This is a genomic window from Fuerstiella marisgermanici (genome assembly GCF_001983935.1).
In the GTDB taxonomy this organism is placed as follows: domain Bacteria; phylum Planctomycetota; class Planctomycetia; order Planctomycetales; family Planctomycetaceae; genus Fuerstiella; species Fuerstiella marisgermanici.
This window is the reverse complement of record NZ_CP017641.1, coordinates 6,841,789-6,867,500: the sequence shown is the minus strand read 5'-3', so window position 1 is coordinate 6,867,500 and position 25,712 is coordinate 6,841,789. Positions and strand designations below refer to the sequence as shown.

Annotated in this window: 20 protein-coding genes (1 of these 20 running past the window's edge); 9 read left to right on the top strand and 11 right to left on the bottom strand. The window is 56.5% G+C overall.

Annotation, left to right across the window (positions count from 1 at the left end):
• Positions 1–740, bottom strand: the 5' portion of a protein-coding gene (locus Fuma_RS25830; RefSeq protein WP_077026666.1) for a Nif3-like dinuclear metal center hexameric protein. It extends 73 nt beyond the left edge of the window; only the first 740 of its 813 coding nucleotides appear in the window; it begins with the start codon at positions 738–740; the stop codon falls past the left edge of the window.
• Between the two features lie 65 nt (positions 741–805).
• Here Fuma_RS25830 and Fuma_RS25825 point away from each other — a divergent pair, with 65 nt between their 5' ends.
• Positions 806–1,693: a sugar phosphate isomerase/epimerase family protein gene (locus tag Fuma_RS25825; RefSeq protein ID WP_158521136.1), complete on the top strand. Its 888-nt coding sequence runs from the start codon at positions 806–808 to the stop codon at positions 1,691–1,693.
• A gap of 16 nt (positions 1,694–1,709) precedes the next feature.
• Complete coding sequence (locus Fuma_RS25820; RefSeq protein WP_218922300.1) at positions 1,710–3,011, top strand: formylglycine-generating enzyme family protein; 1,302 nt, start codon at positions 1,710–1,712, stop codon at positions 3,009–3,011.
• A 1,101-nt stretch (positions 3,012–4,112) separates the two neighbouring features.
• Here Fuma_RS25820 and Fuma_RS25810 read toward each other — a convergent pair.
• From Fuma_RS25810 to Fuma_RS25790, 5 genes are all read right to left on the bottom strand, one after another.
• Positions 4,113–4,805 carry a hypothetical protein gene (locus Fuma_RS25810; protein WP_077026663.1) on the bottom strand — a complete coding sequence of 231 codons (693 nt, stop codon included), beginning with the start codon at positions 4,803–4,805 and terminating at the stop codon, positions 4,113–4,115.
• Positions 4,802–5,755 (bottom strand): AAA family ATPase, encoded by a 954-nt coding sequence (locus Fuma_RS25805; RefSeq protein WP_077026662.1) that lies wholly within the window; start codon positions 5,753–5,755, stop codon positions 4,802–4,804. Before Fuma_RS25805 ends, Fuma_RS25810 begins: the two co-directional genes overlap by 4 nt.
• An 86-nt stretch (positions 5,756–5,841) precedes the next feature.
• Positions 5,842–6,729, bottom strand: coding sequence for a glucose-1-phosphate thymidylyltransferase RfbA (gene rfbA / locus Fuma_RS25800; RefSeq protein WP_077026661.1), 888 nt, complete (start codon positions 6,727–6,729; stop codon positions 5,842–5,844).
• 241 nt (positions 6,730–6,970) lie between these two features.
• Positions 6,971–8,026, bottom strand: a complete 1,056-nt coding sequence (gene rfbB, locus Fuma_RS25795) for a dTDP-glucose 4,6-dehydratase (RefSeq protein WP_077026660.1) — start codon at positions 8,024–8,026, stop codon at positions 6,971–6,973.
• A gap of 214 nt (positions 8,027–8,240) precedes the next feature.
• On the bottom strand, positions 8,241–9,104 hold the full coding sequence (locus tag Fuma_RS25790) for a sugar nucleotide-binding protein (protein WP_077026659.1): 864 nt from the start codon (positions 9,102–9,104) through the stop codon (positions 8,241–8,243).
• Between the two features lie 307 nt (positions 9,105–9,411).
• Between Fuma_RS25790 and nusG the strand changes: the two genes are divergently transcribed.
• Positions 9,412–9,975 carry a transcription termination/antitermination protein NusG gene (nusG, locus tag Fuma_RS25785; protein ID WP_077026658.1) on the top strand — a complete coding sequence of 188 codons (564 nt, stop codon included), beginning with the start codon at positions 9,412–9,414 and terminating at the stop codon, positions 9,973–9,975.
• Positions 9,976–9,981: 6 nt separating this feature from the next.
• Here the strand turns inward: nusG and Fuma_RS25780 are convergent, their stop codons facing one another.
• Positions 9,982–11,580, bottom strand: coding sequence for an HlyD family efflux transporter periplasmic adaptor subunit (locus Fuma_RS25780; protein WP_158521135.1), 1,599 nt, complete (start codon positions 11,578–11,580; stop codon positions 9,982–9,984).
• Positions 11,581–12,141: 561 nt separating this feature from the next.
• Here Fuma_RS25780 and Fuma_RS25775 point away from each other — a divergent pair.
• Positions 12,142–14,829 carry a thioredoxin domain-containing protein gene (locus tag Fuma_RS25775; protein ID WP_158521134.1) on the top strand — a complete coding sequence of 896 codons (2,688 nt, stop codon included), beginning with the start codon at positions 12,142–12,144 and terminating at the stop codon, positions 14,827–14,829.
• A gap of 49 nt (positions 14,830–14,878) precedes the next feature.
• Here Fuma_RS25775 and Fuma_RS25770 read toward each other — a convergent pair whose 3' ends face one another.
• The gene (locus tag Fuma_RS25770; protein WP_077026655.1) at positions 14,879–15,970 is read right to left on the bottom strand and encodes a hypothetical protein; all 1,092 of its coding nucleotides are present in this window, start codon (positions 15,968–15,970) and stop codon (positions 14,879–14,881) included.
• A 378-nt stretch (positions 15,971–16,348) separates the two neighbouring features.
• On the opposite strand from Fuma_RS25770, the gene Fuma_RS25765 reads away from it, so the two are divergent.
• The 3 genes from Fuma_RS25765 to Fuma_RS25760 all read left to right on the top strand — a co-directional run bounded on the left by Fuma_RS25765 (position 16,349) and on the right by Fuma_RS25760 (position 18,572).
• The gene (locus Fuma_RS25765; RefSeq protein WP_077026654.1) at positions 16,349–17,254 is read left to right on the top strand and encodes a MotA/TolQ/ExbB proton channel family protein; all 906 of its coding nucleotides are present in this window, start codon (positions 16,349–16,351) and stop codon (positions 17,252–17,254) included.
• Between the two features lie 62 nt (positions 17,255–17,316).
• Positions 17,317–17,493 carry a hypothetical protein gene (locus tag Fuma_RS35455; RefSeq protein WP_158521133.1) on the top strand — a complete coding sequence of 59 codons (177 nt, stop codon included), beginning with the start codon at positions 17,317–17,319 and terminating at the stop codon, positions 17,491–17,493.
• Between the two features lie 86 nt (positions 17,494–17,579).
• Positions 17,580–18,572 (top strand): glycosyltransferase family 2 protein, encoded by a 993-nt coding sequence (locus tag Fuma_RS25760; RefSeq protein ID WP_077026653.1) that lies wholly within the window; start codon positions 17,580–17,582, stop codon positions 18,570–18,572.
• 87 nt (positions 18,573–18,659) lie between these two features.
• Here Fuma_RS25760 and Fuma_RS25755 read toward each other — a convergent pair whose 3' ends face one another.
• From Fuma_RS25755 to Fuma_RS25745, 3 genes are all read right to left on the bottom strand, one after another.
• Complete coding sequence (locus Fuma_RS25755; RefSeq protein ID WP_145944381.1) at positions 18,660–20,915, bottom strand: ArnT family glycosyltransferase; 2,256 nt, start codon at positions 20,913–20,915, stop codon at positions 18,660–18,662.
• Positions 20,916–20,968: 53 nt separating this feature from the next.
• Positions 20,969–22,009 carry a HEAT repeat domain-containing protein gene (locus tag Fuma_RS25750; protein ID WP_077026651.1) on the bottom strand — a complete coding sequence of 347 codons (1,041 nt, stop codon included), beginning with the start codon at positions 22,007–22,009 and terminating at the stop codon, positions 20,969–20,971.
• Between the two features lie 395 nt (positions 22,010–22,404).
• Positions 22,405–22,593, bottom strand: a complete 189-nt coding sequence (locus Fuma_RS25745; RefSeq protein WP_077026650.1) for a hypothetical protein — start codon at positions 22,591–22,593, stop codon at positions 22,405–22,407.
• Between the two features lie 391 nt (positions 22,594–22,984).
• On the opposite strand from Fuma_RS25745, the gene Fuma_RS25740 reads away from it, so the two are divergent.
• The gene (locus tag Fuma_RS25740) at positions 22,985–25,138 is read left to right on the top strand and encodes a pilus assembly protein TadG-related protein (RefSeq protein WP_077026649.1); all 2,154 of its coding nucleotides are present in this window, start codon (positions 22,985–22,987) and stop codon (positions 25,136–25,138) included.
• An 80-nt stretch (positions 25,139–25,218) separates the two neighbouring features.
• Entirely contained in the window at positions 25,219–25,686 is a 468-nt protein-coding gene (locus tag Fuma_RS25735) for a TadE family protein (protein WP_077026648.1), read from the top strand.
• The last annotated feature ends 26 nt before the right edge of the window (positions 25,687–25,712 follow it).

Genomic DNA, 25,712 nt, shown 5'->3' with positions numbered 1-25,712 from the left:
CTGAGAATCTCTGCCAAGCGTTGAACCGCTGGCCGTTCGCTGGAATAATGCCCCAGCAGCACAAGGTTGACGTTCGCACCGCGTGCTTGCAAAGCGGAATGAAAGCGAGCTTCCCCCGTGACAAAGGTGTCGCAACCAAGCCGGATCGCATCTTCCAGGAACTCCGCGGCTGAACCGCATGCGACGGCGACGCGTTCTACTGAGTTTTCAAGGTTCCCGCTGAATTCAACATAGTCGGCCGCAACCACCGTCCGGAGCATCGTCAAAAATGCTTTGAGGTCAATCGCTGACGCCAATCGCCCCACTCGGCCGCTGCCCAATTCGGCTCCGCCATCACCGGAGTCCCCTTCCTCCCGCGGACGCAATGGTACGATTTCAAGAAGCCCAAACGACTCCGCCAACTGCTGGTTGATTCCCAGTTCGGCGCTGTCGAAGCTGGTGTGAGGGCTGTAGACGGCGACTTCGTTTTCGATCAAATCCAACAACATGCGGCCTTCACTTGTCGCATCCGTGATCTGTTTTGCCCCGCGAAAAAGCACGGGGTGATGAGAGACGACTAACTGCACGTCTTTCTCAAGGGCTTCTGCCGCGACGTCGGGCGTCAGCGTCAGGCATGTCATAATTTTCTCGACGTGGCTATCCCGCCGCCCGACCAGCAGGCCCACGTTGTCCCAGGTTTCCGCCAAATCGGGAGGCGCAAACTTCTCAAGGAATGCGATTGCATCGCTAACTGTCGTCATCTACCTAATTCCGCGTTATGATCGCGGCAGCAAAACCATTAGTCCGAATTCAGAAACCGCAGATCATGTCACTTCGACTGGCCGTTGCAACCGAAGACCTCAACGCATCCCTGAAGAAAGCCATCAGCCTGGCCGCCGCCAGCGAAGTTCAGGGCGTGCGGCTGAATTCGCGATCAGAAGTCTCGGCCGCCGAGGCCACGGAATCCTCAATCCGCCAGATTTTGCTGTACGTCAAAGAACGTCAGATGAACGTGGCCGGGCTTATGTGCCCGACGCGGCATTCTCTTTATGACCCGGAATACCTCGAACCGCGGCTGGACATCATCCGCAAGTCGATGACACTGGCCCGCAAGCTGGAAACCGCCGATTTGCTCGTGCGCTGCGGTCGCATTCCCGATCCCACAGCTACTCCGGCCCCGGCTGAGGCCGCTCCCAGCATTGACGACCAGGCCAACCCGTTCGCATTCGCCACCGCGCCGGAATCTTCCGGCCCCACGCCGGCGACTCAGTTCACTCAGCTTTGTGAAATCCTGAACGACCTCACACGCCACGGCAACCACGTGGGTTGCACGCTGAACCTGCAACTGTCGAGCTACAACCAACCGCTGATTAAGCGGCTATTCGCAGAAGTGAAAGCCGGCCCGCTAGGCATCGTATTCGACACGGCCACGGCGGTCATGACCGGAGCCCCCGTCGTGGGCACATTCCGAGACCTCTACCAGCACGTCGGCTACATTAGAGCTCGCGACGCCCTCAGCGACGTCGATGGAGCGGGCGTTGAAGTGGCTCATGGCGACGGCGTGGTTGACTGGATTCAGTTTCTGCCTACTCTGGAAGAAGCAGACTACACCAACTGGGTGTGTGTCGAACGCGGGGGCGGTGACCAGCGAGCTGAAGACGTGCGCCACGGCGTTTCTGAGCTGAAAGCGTTGATTCCTGATCCCGGCAATTGACGAAAGCGCAAAATCAATGAAACACTTCCTCCCCGCCATCGCCGTGCTGCTCGTCGCTGCCGCTGGATTTACCGGAGTGCTGTTCTATTCGAACACCACGGCCGACCGCCCTGCCCCGGAAGTTGCTCGTGCAGAACCCGCTGACACCCCCGCAGCTACAGCAGAAGCGGACGAATCCGCAACGTCAGAAGACTCGGCCGCCGCAACGATTGATCCGGCCATAGCCTGCAATGCGTTGGGCGTTCCCATTCCCGTCGTTCGCGATACGTCTGCGTTGCATGACCCGGCTGTCGTCAAAAAGATCAAGAACAAAGTTCCTGGCGACGTGCATAGAAAACTTGTGAAGGAGCAACCAACTGACCTTCCCGCCGACTTGAAGCAGCGCACTGAAGGCATGGTCTGGATTCCCGGCGGAGTTGCCGTTATGGGCGGCGACACCGGCCCGCCCGACGAAGAACCGCCTCATCCCATCGCCATCGACGGCTTCTGGATGGACGTCACCGAAGTCACAAACCGTCAGTTCAAAGAATTCGTCGACGCCACCGGCTACGTCACTCTGCCGGAACGTAAACCGGAACTCCGCAGCATTCAGCCAGGCTCCGGTCTCGACAACATTGCGATTCAGGAAGAGTTCAACGTGCCGGGTTCTATTTGCAGCCTGCAACTGAACAGCCGCGAAGATATCGATCCGTCCAAAGGAGCTTACAGTTGGTGGCAATACATGCCCGGAGCTGACTGGAAGCATCCCGAAGGCCCGGACAGCAGCATTGATGATCGGATGGACCACCCCGTGGTTCACGTGAGCTGGCCGGACGCGAAGGCTTACTGCGAATGGGCGGGCAAACAACTTCCGACGGAAGCTCAATGGGAATACGCAGCTCGAGGCGGCATGGACGGCAACTTCTATCCGTGGGGCAACATTCGCACGCCCGACGGAGAATGGAAGCAGAACATCTGGCAGGGCACGTTCCCTATCGAAGATACAGCCGAAGACGGCTTCAAGACAACGGCTCCCGTGGCCACGTTTCCACCAAACGCCTTCGGTCTGCACGACATGAGCGGCAACGTATGGGAATGGTGTGCCGACTATTACCAGCCCGACTATTACGTCACGAGTCCCATTCACAACCCGCCCGGCCCGGACAGCAGCTTCGACCCTCAGGAACCCGGCATCATCAAGCGAGTCCAGCGCGGAGGCAGCTTCATGTGCAGCGATCAATACTGCATCGGTTACCGAGTCAGCGCCAGAATGAAAGGCGAAGAAGACACCGGCGCATTTCATACGGGGTTTCGGTGTGTCGTTGAGCCACCAAAGTAGGTGCCGACTTCCGTGCGGCACTTCGCCGCAGGCGACCTCGAACCTTGTCACTGCGACAACAGTTTCGATGCAAGGCTTACGGAGCCAAGCCAGTAGATCGTTTAACACGTAGCCGGAGGCGCAGGCGTTGCTGCTCGGCGCCCGTGAGTGTTTCGCTTCCGCTGCGACACAGCCGTCCCCAGCAGCGCCTGCGCCTCCGGCTACGGGTTAAACGACTCGCATCAATCCGGCTGGCATAAACTCGACATCCTGAACCGAAAGCTCTTTCCGACAGAAAAGATCTTCTGTAGTCACGCCGTCTTCTGAACACTCCGTACTTGGCGATCGAATGAACGATCCTCAAAGCAATCCCTACCAAGTTCCGAGCAGTTCGGTCGATGAAGCAGCCGCAACTCAGCGGCGAACACGTTGGCGCATCATTCCAGTGACGCTGATGGCAATCTGGGGAAGTCTCTATCTGCTGCTTTTCCTATCGCCCTTGTTCCTGGCAAACAGGATTCCGTTGGAACGCGGCGGAGGAATCACATTCACGCGAGTACTCGGTTCTCTGCTAATAGCGCTTGCCGCTCTGGGAATACTGTATTCCTCATCTTGCTGTTGGCGCGGTCGGTGGCTTCGTTTCGGAATCGTTTTGGCGGCGTCAATCGCGGCAGTTCTTCTTTCTCAGCACCTGCTTTCCGACCTTCCCGGCTGGTGATATGGACGCAATTATTGTCACTGCACGCAGAAGCCCGGCTATTGGTGAAAGTCGGGCTTCTGCGTGCAATAACTTCAGTCCACACGGCCAGAATCGTATCGCTCACGACTCTGCTCCACAGGCCGGTTTCGCCTTTGGTATTCAACCAGCGGAACATGCAATGAGCCGCACTGCCCGGACGAGAACCTTACGGTCTCCGGTGGTCGAGTCCACACGCCTTCGAATTCATACGCGACGGGATCGGTCTATACACGTCCTAACGCCAAGGTTAAGCTGACGGACGCTTGAACTAGTCGCCGCCGGGCCTGCCCCGATCGGAGCAAGTAAGATGGCCACTGCCCAGCTCTACAGGCGGCGGAGAACTTATCAACCAGAAATCGGTGGGTAATACCCACCGTACTTCACTATTCAGCGTTGGCTGGCGTACTCCAAAGCAATACCTGATCGTGAAACAGTCGAAAACTCGGTGAAGCTTTGCAAACCTCACCGAGATCCAGCGACTCCACGACCGACACGCACAAGTCTCCGATGGCTATGTTGTTGTTGCTCGCCCGATAGTTGTCTCGCAGGTCTTTCAGTTGATCGGGGGGCTTGCCATTGTGGTAGGCCTTCGCCAGTGACGAGGTCTTCGTAGAGAACATGGGCAAAGTGCCCCGTTCCGGATCAAGACCCAGCAGGAGCCAGGATTCCAGCATCTGCACCGGAACAGCGATGGCACCCTGAACGGGCCATTGCCGGAAATCGTGCCCCCACTCTTTTTGAATCATCCCCATGATTTCACAGTGGCGACATTGCTTACCATGATCCCGCCTGCCCAGGTTTGGCAACGACTTGTGATCGGGGTGCGCAGGTGCCCGATCGTTATCGATCGCGATCACGAAGAACGCCGGTTGAAAAGCCGCCTTCTTCAGGTCATTCAGAAAGTGGGGCATTGCCTTTCGCGCAGCGCCAATGCCACCATTCTTCCGGAGTCGACGCGGATCCATCTGCTGAAATGACAATCCACTGATGCGTTCCGCGCACCTTTCAAAGAACAGATCGTCGTTGTCGTCTTCCGTAAGCAGATACAGAAGCGGCTTGATGTCTGTTGCGGTCATCGCGGCTTTGGCACTCCTCCGACAAAGCCACCGTACCACAATTCTCCTAGCGCCTGTTCCATGCTGTCCGTCGAATCAAGGCGGCTTGCGAGTGACGTGATCGTAGACCCGCCATCTTCTTTCTCAACGATCAGGACTTCGTCTTCGTGGTCAACAAACTGATCGAGCATGTACGGATTATGAGTCGTCGCAATAATCTGACTGTCGGTACTCGCCGTTGTAGTACGCAGCATTTCGACCACTCCCTGGAATAGTCGAGGATGAAGTCCTCGGTCGATGTCTTCGAGAAGGATTACCTTCGGAGCGTTCTCCTGAAAGACAATACAAAGGATGATCAAGACCAGCCGCGTTCCTTCTGATAGTTCAGAGACGGGAAACGGGGCATTGATGTGGTGCTCTCGTACTTGGAGGATTTTGCCACGCTCGCTCGTTGCACGAGTGCTGATTTTTGCGATAGTGGGCACATATTCCCGGAGATGCCTCTCAATCGTCTCAAATAAGTCTTCTCGATCACCGGTCTTGAGGCTATCGAGTACGGCAACCGCACCTTTACCCGTTGTCCGAACCACAGCATCCGGTCCAATCGGTTCTTCCAAACCGACTGTTCTGGGATCGATCGAGTACCAGCCAAGATCGTTGGGGTTGATTAACCCGTCCGGTGGTCGGAGATTTTCGTCAATGACCACTTGAGTGCCTGACGCAAGGTATAATTGAACCTCGCAGGGCGTACTGGCCAGATTCAAGTGTCGCTGTTTTGCCAGTGGCAGTATTGGGGTTTTGCCCCAGAGGCCGCGGCGATTGGGGGTGTTCTGCCAAAACACATCTCTCAAACATCGCAACAGATTAGACTTGCCAGCACCATTGGGGCCAATCACCAGCGTAAACGGCGACAGCTTCGCTTCGGCATTGATGAACGACCGATAATTTTTGATCTTGATTGCCGAAATCACGTTTGAGTCCTGATGAAAAGGGCCGCCTTGTCTCCCTTAATCTTAGCCCCTCACGAAGGGATGAACAATCGTTGCAGTGCACGAACCTACCTGCCCGGTTTCCGATCCGCCATATGCCGCAGGTAGTCGCCGTATTCGTTGTTATAGGCATCGGCGAGACTCAGGATGCCTGAGCGGTCGATGAAACCCTGGTAGTAGGCGATCTCTTCCGGGCAGGAAATTTTGAGGCCCATTCGCTTTTCGATCGCGGCCACAAAGTTGCCCGCGTCCAGCAGCGATTCGTGAGTTCCCGTGTCTAGCCAGGCAAAGCCGCGAGACAGAATTTCCACCTGCAGACGGCCCTGCTCAAGATAGATGCGGTTCACGTCGGTAATTTCCAATTCACCGCGCGGAGATGGCTTGAGATTGCGGGAGATTTCCACGACGTCGTTGTCGTAGAAATAGAGTCCTGGCACGGCGTAGTTTGACTTCGGTTTGGCAGGCTTTTCTTCCAGCGAAACGGCCTTCTGATTTTCATCAAAATCCACCACCCCGTAGCGTTCCGGGTCGCGGACTTCGTAGCCAAAGATGGTGGCTCCGGTCTCCAGCGATGCGGCGTTGCTGAGAATTTCGCGAAAGCCGCGGCCGTAGAAGATGTTGTCGCCCAGCACGAGTGCCACGTGGTCGTCGCCCACAAAGTCGGCCCCCAGAATGAAAGCCTGAGCCAGCCCTTCCGGCTCGGCCTGTTCCATGTACGAAAACTTCATGCCCCACTGAGCACCGTCACCCAGCAGTTTCTGAAACCCGCCCAGGTCGCGTGGCGATGAGATAACCAGCACGTCTCGAATGCCGGCCAACATCAGTGTCGACAGCGGATAGTAGATCATCGGCTTGTCGTACACGGGCGCCATCTGCTTGCTGATGCCGTGCGTGATCGGAAACAGTCGAGACCCCGTGCCACCGGCAAGGACGATCCCCTTTTTGAAGTAGTTCATTCGTAGCCTTTGTTCTCATGGTTCGAGAAAGATTGTTTAACCCGCAGCCGAAGGCGGCGCTCACACGGTCACAACGACACAGTCAGCTTTCGCGAACCAGGACCGAGTTGTTGTGAGTTGTGAGTTGTGAGTTGTGAGTTGTGGGCTACGGGCTACGGGCTACGGTTCATTCAGTGGGAATCGCGAGAGTTACCGCAGAAGCACCGCCTACGCCTTCGGCTGCGGGTTAAACGATGATGAATCAACCACCCAGACCGAGACGTTCACCTCGATATTCGCCACTTTGAACGCGTTGAACCCAGTCTGAATTTTCCATGTACCACTTCACCGTGGCTTCGATACCGTCCTGAAAGTTCTGTTTCGGCTCCCAACCTAACTCATCGCGAATTTTGGAAGCGTCAATCGCATAGCGGCGGTCGTGACCTGGGCGGTCGGTGACGTAGGTGATGAGTGATTCGCACGGGCGGTGGGTCAGGTCCGGCTTTAGGCGGTCAATGGTTTGGCAGATCGTGCGGACGATGTTGATGTTCGCCTGTTCGTTGTTGCCGCCCACGTTGTAACACTCACCGATCACTCCTTTATCCAGAACGGTTTCGATAGCTTCGCAGTGATCGTCGACGTACAGCCAGTCTCGCACGTTCAACCCGTCGCCATAAATCGGTAGCGGCTTGCCTTCTAATGCGTTCAGGATTACCAGCGGGATGAGTTTCTCAGGAAACTGATAGGGGCCATAATTGTTGCTGCAATTGGTCATCAACGTCGGCACGCCATACGTGTGCAGGTACGCTCGCACAAAGTGATCCGACGCAGCTTTCGATGCTGAATACGGGCTGTTTGGCGAATAGGGCGTGGTTTCGGTAAACAGGCCGGTGTCGCCCAGTGAACCGTAAACTTCGTCGGTCGACACATGCAGGAAGCGGAAGTCTTCCTTCGCTGGTTGCAACAGGTTTGCGTGATACTGGCGAACTTCTTCCAGCAGCCGACACGTGCCTACGACATTCGTCTGCACAAATTCCATGGGCCCATCGATGGACCGGTCAACGTGCGATTCGGCCGCGAAGTTGACAATGGCATCGGGCTGGTGTTCCGCCAGAAGGCTTCGCACCAGTGAAGAATCACCGATGTCACCGACGACCAACGTGTGCTTGGTCGCAATGTCTTGAGGAAGTGAATCCGGATTGCCGGCGTAAGTCAGCTTGTCCAGATTCACGATCCGCGCTGTTCCTCGCGCGATGGCTCGACGAACAAAGCAGCTTCCGATGAACCCGGCGCCGCCGGTGACAAGGATGGTCGACATGTTGGGAATGTTTCCGGTGTTTGAATGTGTTACTGCAGGAATCCCACCTCTCCCCGGCGAAGCCGAGGGGAGGTCGGACCAGCGAAGCAATGTCCGGGACGGGGCATGCGCGGCACTAACTGATGAGTCTCACAAATCAGTTGCACGGTCGGCCCTCCCCCGATCTTGCTTCGCTCGATCGACCCCTCCCGCAATGAATTGCGGGAGGGGTACGTTATTTCCAGTTCTTCATAGCCATCTGCAAAGCGTCTTCTACGGGACTTAACGGCAGCCCGGCTGCAATGGCCTTGCTGCTGTCCAAGACGCAATTGGACCGAGGCGTGGCGGCCGCGAGCTTCATGAATTCTTCTTCTGTTTCAAAGAAGGAGAACTGCTTATCGCTAAGACCCTGTTGCTGAATCATGTTGACGACTTCGCGAGTCGTCACTGCCCCCGGGTTGGTCAGGTTGTAGATTCCGAAGTCGACTTTCTGAGTCCAGCAGGCCACGCACGCCGCCGCAAATTCGCCAAGATGCGACAGGCTATTGGTCGCGTCCAGCAACCGATCGTAATTGATCATCTTGCTAATGTAGTTGCGAGGTGAATTGAATTCGTTGAACGGAATGCGGAGCCGCCACACATAGCATTGAGTTGCCCCGTCCAGGACCTCTTCGCCCAGCGCTTTCGTGCCGGAATAGAAGCTGCAGTTGTCCTGGCGGAAGGAAAAGTTGGGCGGGTCGGCTTCTGTGAACCCGCTGCCATCAGGCTTCGCTCCGGTGTAGATACAGCCGGACGAAACGTGCCCCCAGGGCAGCTTCAGGTTTTCACAAACGTCACGGATGACTCCGGGCAACACAGCGTTACCATCCAGACAGTCGGCCTTCTGCAATTCACAGGCATCGACATTAGGGCGGCCCGTGAACCCAGCTGCGTTAATCAGAAACTCAGGGCGCGTTTCCCCCAGGAAAGTCCTCAGCGCATCTCGACTGGAATAGTCAACGTCGCTGCGAGAGACGACCTGAAAAGGCAGTTGCTGTTGTGCGAGAAATCGCTGAATAGCGGTGCCCACGTATCCGTGGCCGCCGAGGAGAACATACATGGAGCAAGATTTCTGATGTGGTTGGAGTGTTGCGTGCGATCTTCTGGAATGGTGTGGTCAAATGCTAGTTTTTTCGCTGATTTTCAGAACATTCGCTAGCTCAACCTGCCTACGCAGTTTCACTACCGGATGTTGGAATCAATGGATCAAACCGGATATCGCGTTTCCCGCCCTTGTCCGGTCGCAGTCGAATCAACAAACTTCGCCTGCGATTCACGCACGCCGCAGATTTCCGTAGAATTAGCAATCGGGGAGAGCTCGGTCTCTCAGTTTATCGGGCCAGTATTCGAGTTAGATTTCAGATCCCATGCCAATTCTTGACCAGGAACCGGACCTGTATCCGGACAACCTGCTTTCCTCACCCGAGATCATTGTGCCGGACGGCAACTGGTTCGCCATCTACACGCTGTCTCGGCGCGAAAAAGATCTCATGCGGCGTCTGCGCACGCAAAAGATCGCTCACTACGGACCGATGGTCGCTAAACGTACGCGATCACCGGCTGGCCGCATGCGCACCAGTTATGCGCCGCTGTTCACCGGCTACGTATTTGTATGTGCATCGGAAGAAGACCGCTACAACACTGTGGCGACCGGATGCGTATCCAAGTGTATTCCTGTGGTCGATCCTGAAATTCTGGTCAAAGACCTGCAGCAGATCCGAACGCTGGAAGAACATGGCGAAGACCTGCAGGCGGAAGTTCGGCCAACGGTGGGCCAGATGGCAAGAATCGTACGCGGCCCCCTGAAGGACAGAGAACTGGTCGGCACGATCACTCAGGTTAAGAACCAGCACAGGCTGACAGTTTTGGTGAACTTCCTGCAGCAGGGCGCATCGATCACGGTGGATGAAGCCGACATCGAACTGATTTAGCGATCTCTAAAAAAGTCGCTTGCTCCCCACGACCACATCAATCTGGCTGCCGATCGGAATTTCGGGCCACAGTCGTCCGACAGGTTCAACTCGAACCGTCACTAAACTCGTGCCGCCGGGCGGTGAAGATTCTGCGAGCATCGGCAGGTTAGAAACCTTGCCGCGATAATGACCATCGCCCGGGAAGACGAGCTCAACAACAGTTCCCGGCTGAATTTCGTTGACTCGCCGCGTTGGCACATGAAGCAGCACGTAGCGTCGATCCGTGTGCAAAATCTTCAGCATGATTTCACCGGTCGACATGTTGTCACCGGGCTGATACCGCACCTGGCCGACCTTACCATGCGATGGACACAGCACGGCGACTTCGCGGCTAAGAGTATTCATTTCTGTCAGCCGCTGATTCGCTTCTTCGTACTGCAGCCGAACACTTTCCACGCCAGCGGCCGTGCGAACCTGTTTGGGCAACAGGCTGCGGAGTTCTTCCAATCGCTGAAGGCGTTGTTCAACGTTCTTCGCTTCGACGCTCAACATCGCGTCCGGCTTCGGTTCAGACGCCAGGACGACCTTCTGAGGTTTGGGTTGAGGTGCCACTGGTGCAATCTGTAGCGGTGCAGCGGGACGAGCGACGTCGATCGACGATTTCCCTGACGCCCCGCTGATAAATACCATGCTGTTGGGAGTCTGCGATGTTTCGGGTTCTTCATAGAACTGAGACTGCGAAACCGTCTGAGCGGCGATTCCTTTGCTCGGTTCTGATGGGCTTTCACTGGACACAGACGCCGAACCGTGCGAATCCTCTGCCGCCGTCCGCTTGACTTCCTGAATCAGGTGAGCTCGAGTGCGGACGTCGGACAACTCACGATCGAGTTCCCGGCTACGCCATGCGAGATCCAGAGCAGCCTGAGCTTCGGCCTGACGTAGTTGACGTTCCAGTTCGCGAACTCGTTCTTCCTGCAGACGGATCATGGCGACGTGTTCAGTTTTCTCCAGGGTGATCAGTTTGTCACCGGAAAAAATTTCGTCACCCGCCTCAACAAATGACTCCAGCAGACGGGATTCAGCAGGAACACGCAGCGAAGTAATGTCAGCCGACAGGACGCCGCGTAGCGAAGGATTCGTTCGCAGACTCATCCAGTAAACGGCCATGCAACCCACCAGCAGGGCGCAACCGAGCAGCGATACCGTGCGTATCACCGACGCCGGCAGATGGCGTGAATTACTTGACGGCTCAACAGGCTGCGGGCGACAAATACGATGTGCTTGTTCAATCCACTGCTCTTCCAGCAAGGTGGAAAGACTCATGCCGAGCTCATCAGCAAATGCTGCTGCTTCTCGCCGCTGCCATAGCGCAACCTGAGCCAGAAAGTAGACGCCAAGACGATTCAGGATAACGGCTTCGCGCGTATCGACCCCGCAAATCATTGTCAGATCATCAGCACCAGACGGAGCGCGGTCGTACGTCGTGCCGAATCGCACGTCGATGCGGTAGCCGTGAGGCAATTGGTCAAACAGGTTCGATGACGATGTGCGATTCATGAATCCCGGTGTCTCCCGCCCTGCCGCCACGTGGATAACGCGATGCACAGGACTAAGATCGATCACGAGTAATTTCTGTCGCCGTGCAGCGTGCAGGGAAGGTACTTCCAGCAGAATTTGCCGGTACTCCTTCCGGCAATTCGGGCGCGCATGGCGGTGTGGTTCACCAATAATTGTCATCGGCGACAGGATTGCCCCGGGTTCACAATTTCCCGAAATCGGCGGGCGAGGCCCTTCGCACGTAAGGGCCAAAAACGTGCATCCCCACTGAATGAGGGAATGGTTTTCAGGTTCGCCTGCGGGAAAAAACCAGCAACATCCAGATTGCCTTCACGCGGTTGTCTGCGAGAATTCGCAAACGGTAGTAAAAACCCGCCACAGCACAGCGCAACCGTGATTCAGGAAAGAGTTTACGCGAAACGAAGTGTGAGCAAGCACACCGAAAATTACCGACTTTCAGTCGCAGGGGAGCGAGGCTGGGCTAGGTACAGAACGCGGCATCGTTAGAATGCGGGGTGTTTGGCTGGGTGTTATCAGAAGGCCATGGATTCATCTGTGGCTTGCTGGCGAGGACTGCAGATGGGGATCTGCGGCCGTCGCCGAATCTTCAGCATGGAATATAGTCTGATGAGTCAAACTGGTTTTGCCGCCTTCCTTAAGGTTGGCGTCGCCGTGATTTCTTTGTTGCCAAATGCCATCGCCGAGGAATCGCCGGCTCACGCGAAGGATCAGCCTGCAAATCGGCTGGCGCAGGAATCAAGCCCATACCTGCTGCTGCATGCCCACAACCCGGTGGACTGGTATCCATGGGGACCGGAAGCGTTCGAAAAAGCGAAACGCGAAGAAAAGCCGATCTTCCTGTCCGTTGGCTATAGCAGTTGCTACTGGTGCCACGTGATGGAACGCAAGGTTTTCTCCGACGGCCCCATTGCAGAATTTCTGAACGAGCACTTCGTTAACATCAAAGTCGACCGGGAAGAACGCCCGGATATCGACGACATCTACATGACCAGTCTGCTGGTGTACCAGCAACTTGTGGGCGGTCGAGGCGGCGGAGGCTGGCCGCTATCGATGTTCCTCACGCCTGAAGGCAACCCGATTGCCGGCGCAACCTACCTGCCTCCAAATGACAGCCCTGAACGTGGTCCTGGATTTTTGACGGCCGCCACGAAGATCTCCACCCTGTGGAACAACAACCGTGAGGCCTTAGAACGATCCGGAGAGCTGATGGCGGCTCAGGTGCAGCGAATGACGCGGCCCGGTGTTGACCTGGAAGCGACAGCACTGAACGCCGACCTCGTGACCGCTGCCGTGGATGAGGTCCAGGAAATGTACGACCCGGTCTGGGGCGGCGTCGACTTTAAAGCAACCAATCCGGATGGGCCACGTTTTCCTAACGTGCCGCGGATGGAACTGGTGCTGGATGCCTTCGAAGCGTCTGGTGACAAAGACCTGCTGGACATCGTCGAACAGTCGTTGCTAAAGATGGCTCGTGGAGGAATTCGCGATCACCTTGCTGGCGGCTTTCATCGTTACAGCACCGACCGAAAGTGGCTCGTCCCGCACTTCGAAAAAATGCTGTACGACCAGGCCATGCTGCTGGGCGTTTATACGCGGACAGCCAGGCTAAGTAACAATAACCTGCTGGCCGAAGTGGCAGCTGAGATCGCCGACTTTGTGCTTCGCGACATGACAACGCCCGAAGGCGGTTTCTGTTCCGCTCTGGATGCAGAAACCAACGCCATCGAAGGCGAATACTATGTCTGGTCGAAGCAGGAAATCCAGGACACGTTGGGAGCTAAAGACAGCTCGCTGTTCGAACAAGTGTATGGACTGAATGCAGAAAACTCATTCGAACATGGCTTCGTATTGCACCTGCCAAGTCCACTGGCTGCCGTCGCAGCGGAACAGAAGCAGGAACTATCCAGCCTGGAAGAAAAACTGCAGCAGCATCGCTCGAAGCTGCTGGAAGTTCGGTCGAAGCGTGAACGCCCACTTCTTGATGACAAGGTTCTGACTGCGTGGAATGCCCTCATGATTCGAGCCCTGGCGTACAGCGGACGCGAACTACAGAGGCCCCAGGACACAGACGCTGCAGCACGGGCGACCAATTTCCTGCTGACAAACCTGCGTTCAGCAGACGGCAATCTTCTCCGGACGTGGCGCAACGGGGCACCAAAGCATAACGGCTATCTGGACGACTATGCATTCCTGGTCGACGCTCTGTTGGAACTGCACACCACAACAAACGATCAAAAATGGCTGGAAGAAGCGACGAAGTTGGCAAGCCAACAGGTGGAATCGTTCTACGACGAAACGCTGCAGGCGTTCTACTTCACATCCAGCAACCACGAACAGCTCATCGCACGCACCAGCTCTGTCTACGATTCCGTGTTCGCGTCTGCCAACAGCGTGTCGGTTCGCAATCTGATTCGCCTCGACCAACACAACAAGTCCTCACAGTTTCGCAGCATCGCAGCCGACACCTTGCAGCGATTCGCACCAGTGCTGGAAAAATCGCCGGCCTCCTGCTGCGGGCTAGCACGGTCGCTCGATCTTTGGCTGACAACGGCCAAAGATCGCGAGGCAGACGCTGAGAGCGTTAGCCACGTCAAAACAATCGGTGCAACCTTGACGGCGGCTTCCGAGCAGCGGATGCAAAGCCCTAATTCGAACTACATTTTGACCGGCTCTGACAACGACAAGACACCGGCCACCGTTGGCACGCCTGACGATGCCAATCCAAACGCCAGCACTGCAGCCGTAATTGAGCAGACGGCATTCAAGCCTTTCGTGCCGGGTCCGGACGATACTGCCGCCAAGGATGAGAAGCCGAAGTTGGTGAAGGTAAAAATCTACCCGCTGTACAACAAGCTTCCGCGCGGAGGAAAGTGTTATGTGGCGATTGAGCTCGACATCAAAGATGGCTGGCACATCAATGCGAACCCTTCGAACCCCGACTACATGAAGCCGACGAAAGTCGAAATCAACACGAAGCAAAAAGTGAAGCTCACCAAGCTCAAATATCCCAAGCACCACACCCTGCAACTGTTTGAAACAGCGACACACGTCTACGACGGTAAGATCATGGTGTACGGCATATTGGAAATTGACGAAAAGGAAACAGCCAAGGTTGCGGAACTTGAGTTCCACGTCCACTTCCAGGCCTGCAATTCCAGCGAATGTCTGCTTCCGGACGAAGTGGTCATGAAAGGCAAACTGCAACTCGCCAAGCCGGGTGAGACACTGAAGAAGATCAACGAAGAGAAGTTCCGCAAGCTGCTGGAAAGCCTGAAAAAGGCGAAGCAGTCTTAGCGTCCATTCAGCCTCAAGAACACATCGGCGGAGCTCAGCAGCATTGGCGTTAATTGCTGGTGAGCTGCCTTACCGGTGCGGGCGACGCGTCTTTAGTGACGCTTAGTTTCACCCAGTTCTTCCCTACAATCGTGTCGATCGACAACCTGTCGGAGATTGGCAAGTCGGCCGTTTGCTGCCTGATCATGGCTTCCACCAGGCTCAGCAAAGCAGCCAGTTCCTGCTTGGTTTGTTTGTCTTCGTAGAAGATGATTTCAACCAGGCTTCCTCGTTCAGCAGCGGGAAGCTGTTTCGGCGGAAAGGGTATCGGCGGTCCTGCTGCGGTCGTCTCGTCCATGTCGTCTGCGGCGGCTCGAATAAACACGTGCACGTGGTTCTCGTCGCTGGCCAGAAATGTGTTGCTGTCTTCGCGATACCACGCCTGTCCACCCAGCATTTGTCGCAGCGTCGCCCATTGCTGGTTCCACCGCTCAAGCTGCTTGTCCACTTCGCTCTTCGTATCTGTGGCCACCTGTTTGCGAGTCGATTGCTCGCATGCGTGTCGGATTTCGTGCTGTTTTTCGGCGAGCTGTTTCTTTGCCGCGCGGCGGACAATGAGACCTCGCAGGCCGCGTTTCTCAGCGGCCACATTTCGGCAGACGTTCACAACCTTCGCATCGCTTAGTGCCTGCCCGGACCTGAATCCCGATGCTGGATCGAAGTCAATCGGAGTGCTGACCATCACCTGAGTTGAAGTGGTACTGGAAATGCGAGCCGAGCTTTGGCGTACCACGGTTTGGGAAACGGATGTGCCCTGAAAAATCAGGTTCATCGCGATCCCGTCACTCTTCGGTTTAAAGTCAACAGTCAATTGCCCGTTGGTGTCCGCCGTTCCGACGCTGCATGCTCCGGCTACCATCTCACGCACGGGCGTCGTCCGCGACACAGACGGCTCCTTGGGTTGCAGCAAGGTTTCAGATAGTCGAATCACGATCCCGAAGTCAGAAGGAGTCGGCGGCCGGACAGGTTCGGTCACTGATGGCGAAGCTGGAATGATCGGCGGTGCCGTCGGCTGAGCACTGGTCGACGTCAGTGACACGATGCTTATGAGGCAGATCAGCGACACACGAATGACCAGGCGATTGGATGGAAGCGATGGCATGGGCTCATTTTCATTGCTAAATGAATGGTCTCGCCTCAGTAACCGGACTCCCATTCACCCCGACAAATCACTTGTTCTGACTGGTCGTTGAAAGATCTCTCCGGTCGCTGACGGTGCTGAGAAAAATGGGCTGGTTCCGAAATGCGTCGGCAACGGCCATGAAATACTTCGCTCTGGCCACAGCCGCCCATTTCACTCATGTCACCAAAGTTACAGAAGCAAAACGCGTGCCGGACAATTTGAGGCGGGGCTTCCCCATATGCAGCCGCGAATCGCAGAAAGTGTGCCGAAACCTGCCATGCTGACTGCTACACTATGTGCTGCCGTCCGCTTTGTGCGAGAGCGAACATTTCTCAGAACTCTGGAATCCCGATCTCAATGGCGACCCCGTCTTACTCTCGTGCGCCGCAGGCGTGGCCTGGCGTTTTCACGTTCGCGCGAGGCTCTGCTGCCTGCCTGCTTGCGATGGCGTTGATGTCTACGGCAGTCGTGGGGCAGGAACCCGCGTCAGAATTAGACCCAGTCAACGCGGCTGGTGAGACGGCAGGTTTGGAAGCGACGCCGTCAGCAATTCCCAGCTCGCCTCAGGAAATTGTGTCGGCCGTCGGCTGGCCCTTCGCGATCGTCTTTGCTGTCGCTTCCATTGTCGCTGTGTGCTGTGCGGTCGACAGGCTGGTCGTGTTGCGACATCGGCGCGTGATCCCGAAAGCATTCGTGGACCGTTTTCTGCAGCACCTGCGTTCCGGACGAATGGACAAACCAAACGCGATTGCGGTTTGCCAACAGGACGGCAGCCCGATGGCGGACGTCTTTCTGCATGGCGTTCGCAAGTGGGGTAAGCCGAGTGTCGAGATCGAACAAGCGGTCATCGATGGCGGAGAACGGCAGATCAGCCAGTTGAAGAAACGGCTGCGAGTCCTCAACGGCGTCGCAACAGTGAGTCCTTTGATTGGACTGCTGGGAACCGTGATTGGTATGATTCAGGCGTTCAACCGCATTGCTCAAAGCAACGCCATGGGCCAGGCGGAACAACTGGCGGGCGGAATTGCGATGGCACTTCTCACCACCGCGATCGGGCTGTTCATTGCCATCCCGGCACTTACGGCCTACATGTATCTGGCCGGAAAGATCGACGCGCTGGTGGTGGAAATGGACCGGCTGGGTCAGGAACTCGTGCATCTTATTTCCGGCGAAGCACTGCGAGAACGAGGTCAGATCAAGCCTCGCCCGGCGGGGGATGGAGCAACTGGCGGGAAGAAGCCCGTCAAGCCGAAGCAAACGTAGAAACGCAATTGAGAACAGGCGGGTAGCTCAAGGGAGCAGCCTCGAAAGCGAAAGACTGACGCATGAGCGACCCCGAGAAACTACTCTGGAAGAATTGGGAAATGATCGGTAAGGTCGGTGGTTTCGTCTGTATAGTTGCGACGTTTGCCACCGCGAATCTGGCGTGGGCCTGGGGCGTGCCGATCGGAATCTGCATCGTGATTTACGCTGGCTACAAAGAGATGCGCAGCGGTGATTGAACGATTGCCAAAGATAGCAGCCGACGGAGCAATAGGAGGCAGGAAGCCGGCGAAACCAAAACCGAAACAATAGAAAGCCGCGTGCTATGTTGTCGATTATCGTGCCCGTCATGAACGAAGAAGGCAGCCTGCGTCAGTTGTGGGACGAAATCGTTGCTGTCGCGGAAACTGCCGTCGACCGCTTCGAACTGATCTTCATCGACGACGGGTCAACGGATTCTTCGTGGCAGGTCATTTCAGAACTGATCGAATCCGATAGCCGGATCAGCGGGATCCGCTTTCGTCGCAACTTCGGAAAAGCGGCTGCACTCACCGCCGGCATGCGAGCGGCCGACGGCGATCTGATCCTCATGATGGACGCCGACCTGCAGGACGACCCCGCCGAGATCCCGGAGATGCTGAAGAAAATCGAATTGGGATTCGATGTCGTCAATGGCTGGAAGAAACGACGGCTTGATCCGTGGCACAAAGTTTATCCCAGCAAGGTATTCAACTGGCTGGTGAGCACCATGACGGGGCTGACACTGCACGACCACAACTGCGGCCTGAAAATGTTTCGCTCGGACGTCGCGGCAGAAATCAGCATCTATGGCGAGCTGCATCGGTTCATCCCGGTACTGGCGTTCGCTCGTGGTTTCAAAGTGACTGAGCTGCCCGTGAACCATCGTTCTCGACAACATGGTGAATCGAAATACGGCGTGCGGCGTTTTATGCGAGGGCTGCTGGACGCTCTGACAGTCACGTTTCTAATTAGCTTCGGCCGTCGGCCACAACATGCTCTGGGAGCCGTCGGGCTGTTCTTTTTCGGCATTGGCATGCTGGGGCTTGGCTACCTTTCGCTGCTGTGGTGCCTGATGCACGTCGTGCCCGTCATCGCAGTCGATCCGATCGGTGGTCGACCGCTGCTCGCATATTCAATCGCGGCGACTCTACTGGGCGGTCAGGCAATGTCACTTGGACTGCTCGCGGAGTTAATCGTGGCGTACACGGGCAAGGCGAAGGATTCGTACAGCATTTCCGAACGCAAATGCAGCAACGGCCAGGCAAACGTAACACCAGAATCCACGCCCGCTCAGTAGCCGGGTCATGCCGTCCGCCATGCACTACCGAAGGCGTCGAACGAACGCTGCAAGCCTGAGGAAGTGACGCGATCCACAACGCGTTCACTATTCCTGAGTGACCCGGTATAGCAGCATGCTGGTCCAGCTGCCCGGCCCACTCCGCAACGATTCTGCGCCCGACCACGACGAAACTTCCTGTTGTTCAGCATCGCTGCGCCCATTCCAATCACCCGTCGCCATGACGATGGGTGGCTGCAGAATGCCCATTTCTTCGAGCTGCAGAAAACGCTGCGGCGTCACGTAGTCGGTGTAGCCGTACGTCATTCGATAACGCAGGATTTCTGACCAATTGACGAACACGTGAGTGATCTCATGCTCGCGCAAGGTGTCTCGAATTTCTGCAGCGGACTTCATTCCTCGATCACCGACAGCGACGTCAGGCTGGTCGGTGCGGCTCGTCCATTGTTCAAAAATGCTGTCGTTGAAGACGGTGTTGTAGACGAGCTGAAATTCTGAATTGAAGACTTCCGCTTCGCCGACCATCAACACTCGAGCATCACGCGGAAGAGTTTCGTTAAGCAACTTCATGTCGCGGCGAACCGTTTTTCGCTTTGCTTCCGTCATGTCCATCATGCCAACATGAAACCCGATGCCATCCAAACGACTGAAGCCGTAGTTGAACGCACAGCACGCGACCAGTGATACCACCAATGCGGATCGCCACAATCTCCCGTCGCTTAGCTTCCACGCGGCACCAGCCAGGATCGCAAGCAGCGGGATGATGGGAATCCAGAAGCGGTCGATGCGGTGAGTCAACGCCCACCATGTGACCAGCATCCATGCAACGTGCAACGCGATCCATCCGATCGGACGGTACCGCCACGCCAGCATCAGTGCAGGAACTGCAAACGCAAACAGGAACCCGTTCTGCCAGTCGCTGCGAGCAGCCACGTCATCGATGTGAGCGGGAATCGCCGCGACGTTGTGATCGGGTGCGCTGTGAGCAGCCTTCCACTTGGCGTCCATCGCGGGACTCCAGTCGGCGGCTCCAAACACACTGTAGGCCAGCGGGTAGACGGGATTCCCGGTGTCGACGGCGTTGCGAAGCAGCCACGGCCCAACCGCTGCACAAACCGCCAGACCAAACACGACGGACAGCTTTAACAACCGCCCTGCTCCGCTTGCATCACCTTCATCCGCCGACTGCGATCGAACCAGCAAAAACACGCCCACCGGAATTACCACCGACAGCACGCCCGGGTACTTGGCGGCCATCGCGCTGCCCGCCAGAAAACCGGTGACCGCTGTTAGCCGAACTCGGGCCCGCCACGCCGACTGTTGAACAGCAAGCAGCGCGGCCATCGCGGTTGCTGTTAGATAAAACGTCAATGCGCCTTCAGCGTAAGCGATGATCGAAATCCGAATCGTCCATGGCGTCGACACCAGAGCGACGACTGCGATTAAGCCAGGAATCACGCCCAGCCAGCGGCGTCCCATCGCGTACACGCAGATGGCTGACAGGAACTGAATCCCTGCCAGAGTCAGCTTGCCGGAGATCGCTCCCTGCCACCAGTCGCCATGCAACACCATCGCCGCCAGACTCAGCATTTCGCTCAGAAACGGAAAGCTGGTGTAAACGTTATGTTCCAGCGTGGTGACTCGCCCGGCCAGAAACCATTCCTTCGGCCCCTGCAGATGGTATTCGCGGACATCGAAATCGAACGGTGGCGTCACTCCGCCCAGAATGATGTGCCACGCAAACGGCAGCGCCATGAAGGTCAGCAACCAGGCGAGTTTTCGATTCGGCGGGCCCGCTTCAAATGCCAGCGAACTTTCAACCAGCGCACCGCAATCGGCGACACCGCGTTTCCAGCCTATGATGACAACGCTAAAGGCAACAACTGACGGGGTCAGCACGGCAGCGGTCGACAGATGCCCCGCAACACCGCAGGCCAGTACCCACAACGTCAACAACGAAATGCCGACGCCCATGTCCAGCACGAAGCATTCGGACCACAGCAAGTTTTTCCGAACAAACAGTGTCTGCAGAACGGCTCGGCCCAGGCACCATGCGGCCAGCCACAGCAGCAGAGCCGTGCCGACAAACGGCATCCGCTGCGGCAAAAACTTCCAACCGGAATCGGCGCCAGCGCGAGACGAATAGTCGAGCGGGTTCAACAGCGAAAACGGGTTGTTGCCGATCTCCGTGACAATGTCACTTCGCGAAATCGGCGCGTCGGCGGTCGATAGATTGGGTAGCGTCTGACCAAAGAAGAACCACAGGAACCAGCCCGCCCACAGCAACGCGACAAGCGTCAGCAGGCGGGCCATTATTCCTGGTTGATCGTGAGACTCCGGCATCCCAGATCCTACGCTGAACGTATCAAGAACGCGGGCTCAATCCCGGCAAACAACTATTCCACAGCAGTCGCCAGACCGCAGTCGGCGGAAACCTGTTGAATTTCATGCACCTGGCCAGTGAAGAAGTGTTGCAGCGTCGTGACGGTCGGCTCATCGGCGGCTTCGGCTTCCGATTGAGGAACGTCCGGTGTCGCAGGTGGCATAGAACTTTCCGGAACGGGCATCGGACTATTCATCCCGTCTGCCGGGAGCAATTCGTCAGACATTGACGGCGTCGCAAACGGAGCGACCGACGGCTGAGCAGCACAGCTATCGCACGGTGCGGCACAGTACTGGCCCTGACAACAACCATCCACGATGTCATAGCCACAAAGCTGCAACGCTTCTTCCGCCTGGCGACGGACGTGCCGATCACAGTCTGCCAGGCTGAACTTCAACGCGCGAATCACGGGAGCACCGCAGATGCAGCGATTGCGACGCATCTGATCGCCGATTTCGTCGGCCGCTTTGGCACGCACTCGTTCGTCGCTGTCATTCAGGGCACAGATGAAAGCGTTCATGATTTCGGGGTGACAGCAACAATCGTAGTGGTCACCCAGCTTGTGAATGGCGGATCGGCGGTGGCGAGCGTAGCAGGCGGTTTTCGACTCGGCGATCAGCTCCGCAACTTCGCATTTTGTAGCCGGACTGCAGCATCCGTCGTGATGGCAGTTGGGGTTGAAGCAGCCTGTCAGCAGGTCGCCGCAGCCGTTTGGCGAACAAAGGCCTCCTTCGCCACAACACGCCGAACAACTACACGCCGCCGGAGCACAACATGTGCTTTCACAAATCGGCGCGCAACCGTCGGGCGCACAGCATGATGCGTTGCTCCCGATTGTGCAGCCGCCAGTGTCACAACAGTTGGACGACTTTCGTTGATGGCTGAAAATGTTAATCCAGCTTGGCCGAGCGATTCGCGGGCGGCAGGCTGTTTGACAGTCTTCGGCACAGCTTAGTTGCTGCTTGCCACGCCCAAAGTCGAACAGCCCCGCGTCAACGACGGCAGAGGTATTGAGCAGGCCGATAGCGCAGGCGAGTGTAGTGATGAGTCGCATTGTTTGTGTCTCCCGATCTGGCGTCCGCCGTCAGGCGGAGTCAATTTCTGCGGGCACATGAAACGGATTGTGCTGGCTACACGCATTGCATGTTTGATGCGTGATGTGCCCGACTGCCGGAAGCTATCGACTCTGCCGAAAGCGCGTCTTGACAACGTTAAGCTCATTAACCGACGTGAACTCATGCCCATTCCGGCAACTGTTATGCGGGTGGCGTAAGCTGGGAAATTTGCCGCCGTTGCTAGCGTCGCCTGCGGTCGTTCAGCCGGTGTTTCTGTGTGAAGCAAGGCAATTTGCGACGTCGATTCGCGGCCTGCGCGTTGTGCCGCGTTTGAGCTTCCTGCGGGCGCGCCTGGCTGCCCTGCCTGTGCTCCGAGTCCGGTTATACCGGTCAGCTATTTTGCTTCCTTCAGACAATCAATGCCGAGGTAAGCGGTTATGCCTGCGGAGATGATGAACAGAATGTCATACAGCGTCTGTCCACCGAACGGAACGCCCATAATCAGGTCGATCAGACATGCCAGTCCGAGCAGTCCGGCAACGACCAGAGAACCATAAACAACATTTTGAGCAATTGGCGACATGCGTGGTTTCCGAGCGGAGACGCAGTAAAAAGACGGGACTTTCGAGGGCTTCCTGCAACAGTATAGGCCACAAACCACAGCCATCGCCAGTGGGAAACACGACAGACTGATTCTTGCCTGCAAGATGTTCTGTCCAACTCAGGCCCCGTGCTGCCAGCAGAAAGTTATCGAGTGGCGGAACCCCTAAAACCGGCGGTACCGGGTCCCGGCGCGTGGCAGGTCTTACGCTGCTTGTTTGAAGGATGTAAATTCGATCCAGAAACACATCCGCACACGTGGTTGTCCGAAATCCCCCAAGGATTTCGCGCTGGCCGCAGCTTCGTGAACTATTTTCCCTGTGGCTGCCGGACAAAAAGTTCGGCAGCAGGAAATTTTAAGGCTGCGGTGCGCTATGAAGAAACACATAGGCGAAAAACAGACGCGACGAGGTGTCATACTGGTTCTGGCGGTCATTCTGCTGGTAGCCGTCATGGCCTTTGTATCGCTGACGGTCGACGTGGGCCACATGGCTGTCGTGCGAACTCAACTACAAGGCACTGCAGACGCCGCCGCACTCGCCGCCGCTCAGGACATACCTGTCGGCGCTGAGACCGCAAGGGCGTCTGCCAAAAGCATCGCGCTGTTGAACAAGGCGGCTGGCGATCCAGTCACGATCGACGATTCCGACATTGAACTCGGCTTCTTCGATTTTTCGGCGAAGTCGTTTGTAGCAGACCCGACGTCCGCGAATGCCGTTCGCGTGACCGCTCGAGTGACCAACCAAAAGCACTTCTTCGCGCCGGTTATGGGGACCGACACCTATGACATGAGTGCCTCCGCGATCGGAATGCTGAACCCGCGCGACATTGTTTTTGTGGTGGACCTTTCTGGTTCCATGAATGATGACACAGAACCCTGCTGGGCCACCGACGCCATTACCGCTCAATATTCAGCCACCAGCTACTCGACCGTCGCCACCGACCTGATGCAACGGGTGTATTCGGACTTCGGGTTCGGCACTTATCCGGGAGCGGAAGAGTACCTTGGCGCTCCGCTTGGCGTGTCGGCAGATCAGTACGCGTACGCCGAGATGACGAAAGACGACGGCCCTTTAACGGACACTGCGATTGCCGCGACGTACCGAATATTTAATTCCGATGATGAGCCAACTCGCAAACAAAAAGCTTACGCATGGATCATTGACAACCAGATCGCATCCGTACTTCCCAACGCCCTGCCGACACCCGACTCTGCGGTGAACTTCAACTACTGGTCGCGGTATCTCGACTACATCATGCGTGGCACCTATGTCGGCGAAGAGCCGCCGCCCGACGATGATGACGACGATGACTATACGCCGCCTCCATCTGGGGGCCCGCCGACTCCACCAACAACCGGCTGGCTTGAGCATCCCACCGGCACGAACGGCCTCGCGACCGAATTCCGCTTTCAAATGCTTATGGCCGCACGCGTCTACAATGGCGGATTGTGGAGCGCAGCATCACTCGGCCTGACAGCTTTACCAAGCCCTGTTGCTAACTCCTATCCGGGCTGCCCTCGGCGCGGTGAGTACAAATGGACATGGCTGCCGGTCAATTATGACGGAGACCGCATCTACAACTTCAACAACCCGAATACAACCTCGTTTCCAACAGCGTCCGCACCGTGGGGATGGAGGAACTGGATTGGGTATCGAACCTATGTGCAGTTCATGATGGACTGGGGTCGCGAACGATCTCCTGAGTTTGACAACAGCTCCAACTCAAACCCGAATCTCACCGGCAAAACACCGCTATCAGCTCTGAATCCGGACTGTCCGTTTCGTTCTGAAACGACGGCGGGCGGTGTCTATCAGTTTCCACCTCGCAGCGAACCAATGCATTCCGTGCGCCGCGCCTTGATTGCCGGGCTTCAACACGTGAAAGAGAAAAATGCACTGGTGACAGCCGGAGGCGGTGACCGCGTGTCGATCGTGACGTTTGACGGACGCGATGGATGGCACGGCCCAAATATTGTTCAACCACTGACTTCCGATTTCGATGCGGCAATGCTGGCCTGCACAACGTTGCAGGCTGCGAGTGACATCGGAGCGACAACTTCCACCGAAAGTGGTATCGATCTCGCGAGAAGACACCTTCGCCAAAAAACGGCCGCGTCGAATCCGAACGATGATCCGATTGGTGCTCAGGGACGGTCATTCACGTCGAAAGTCATTGTGCTCGTCACCGACGGCATGCCGAACTCATGGGACGCCGAGCAGACGGAACTTGACGATTACATTTCGGCCAACAGCAGTGATGAGTTCTACCCGACGGGTTACGACTGGTTTAATTCCGTGCTGATGCAGACACAGCAATTCTACCGAACTCAGCGAGGCCGAATGTACGGTGTCGGCATGGGTCTCGGAACGGACTACGACTTCATGGACCGAGTCGCTCGCATAGCGAGTACCGATGTCAACGGACAGAGTTCCCGAGGATCAGGCAACCCTGCCGAATACGAACAGCAACTGGTCGATGTGCTGAAATTCATTATCGACAGACCTGGTTCAAGGATGGTCGAATAGCAGCCCCCAGAATAACAGTCCCCAATAGGCTTCCGTGGCCGCACAGATCCTGTTAAAGGTTCGAATAGCAGATTATCAAGATGAGACTTCAACTCCCCAACACAACCAGATTCAGCACGCGGCGTAACGCTCCGCGAAAAGGCGCCGCACTGGTCGAAGCGGCCATTGTTATACCCATGTTCTTCATGGTGATCCTGGGCATCGTCGAATTCGGCCGCGGCATGATGGTCGCACAGCTGGTGACCAACGCAGCGCGTGAAGCGGCGAGGCGAGCCGTGCTGGATGGCAGTGATAACACGACGATCGAACAATACATTCAGGACAAGCTGTCGGCCTCTGTTGGGGCGGCCAGTTCTGACATCACCGTCGGTATTACGATCACGCCCGACCCGAACAACAACACCACCGGCCACCAGCTTGTCAATGCTCAACCGTACGACCTCGTGACCGTCACTGTGTCCGTGCCCTATAACAAAGTCAGTTATCTCGCTGGCAGATATCTCAGCGGCCGCACTCTTCGCGCCGAAACCACCATGCGCCACGAATAGCGATTTCCGCCGTTGCGTTTTCTTCG

Bases quoted from the DNA above. Each gene is read 5' to 3' on its own strand.
- rfbB (WP_077026660.1), bottom strand. From the start codon at position 8,026: ATGTCGACCATCCTTGTCACCGGCGGCGCCGGGTTCATCGGAAGCTGC.
- nusG (WP_077026658.1), top strand. From the start codon at position 9,412: ATGCCAATTCTTGACCAGGAACCGGACCTGTATCCGGACAACCTGCTT.
- Fuma_RS25770 (WP_077026655.1), bottom strand. From the start codon at position 15,970: ATGCCATCGCTTCCATCCAATCGCCTGGTCATTCGTGTGTCGCTGATC.
- Fuma_RS25740 (WP_077026649.1), top strand. From the start codon at position 22,985: ATGAAGAAACACATAGGCGAAAAACAGACGCGACGAGGTGTCATACTG.
- Fuma_RS25790 (WP_077026659.1), bottom strand. From the start codon at position 9,104: ATGTATGTTCTCCTCGGCGGCCACGGATACGTGGGCACCGCTATTCAG.
- Fuma_RS25810 (WP_077026663.1), bottom strand. From the start codon at position 4,805: ATGACCGCAACAGACATCAAGCCGCTTCTGTATCTGCTTACGGAAGAC.
- Fuma_RS25825 (WP_158521136.1), top strand. From the start codon at position 806: ATGTCACTTCGACTGGCCGTTGCAACCGAAGACCTCAACGCATCCCTG.
- rfbA (WP_077026661.1), bottom strand. From the start codon at position 6,729: ATGAACTACTTCAAAAAGGGGATCGTCCTTGCCGGTGGCACGGGGTCT.
- Fuma_RS25820 (WP_218922300.1), top strand. From the start codon at position 1,710: ATGAAACACTTCCTCCCCGCCATCGCCGTGCTGCTCGTCGCTGCCGCT.
- Fuma_RS25745 (WP_077026650.1), bottom strand. From the start codon at position 22,593: ATGTCGCCAATTGCTCAAAATGTTGTTTATGGTTCTCTGGTCGTTGCC.
- Fuma_RS25760 (WP_077026653.1), top strand. From the start codon at position 17,580: ATGTTGTCGATTATCGTGCCCGTCATGAACGAAGAAGGCAGCCTGCGT.
- Fuma_RS35455 (WP_158521133.1), top strand. From the start codon at position 17,317: ATGAGCGACCCCGAGAAACTACTCTGGAAGAATTGGGAAATGATCGGT.
- Fuma_RS25750 (WP_077026651.1), bottom strand. From the start codon at position 22,009: ATGCGACTCATCACTACACTCGCCTGCGCTATCGGCCTGCTCAATACC.
- Fuma_RS25775 (WP_158521134.1), top strand. From the start codon at position 12,142: ATGAGTCAAACTGGTTTTGCCGCCTTCCTTAAGGTTGGCGTCGCCGTG.
- Fuma_RS25765 (WP_077026654.1), top strand. From the start codon at position 16,349: ATGGCGACCCCGTCTTACTCTCGTGCGCCGCAGGCGTGGCCTGGCGTT.
- Fuma_RS25735 (WP_077026648.1), top strand. From the start codon at position 25,219: ATGAGACTTCAACTCCCCAACACAACCAGATTCAGCACGCGGCGTAAC.
- Fuma_RS25755 (WP_145944381.1), bottom strand. From the start codon at position 20,915: ATGCCGGAGTCTCACGATCAACCAGGAATAATGGCCCGCCTGCTGACG.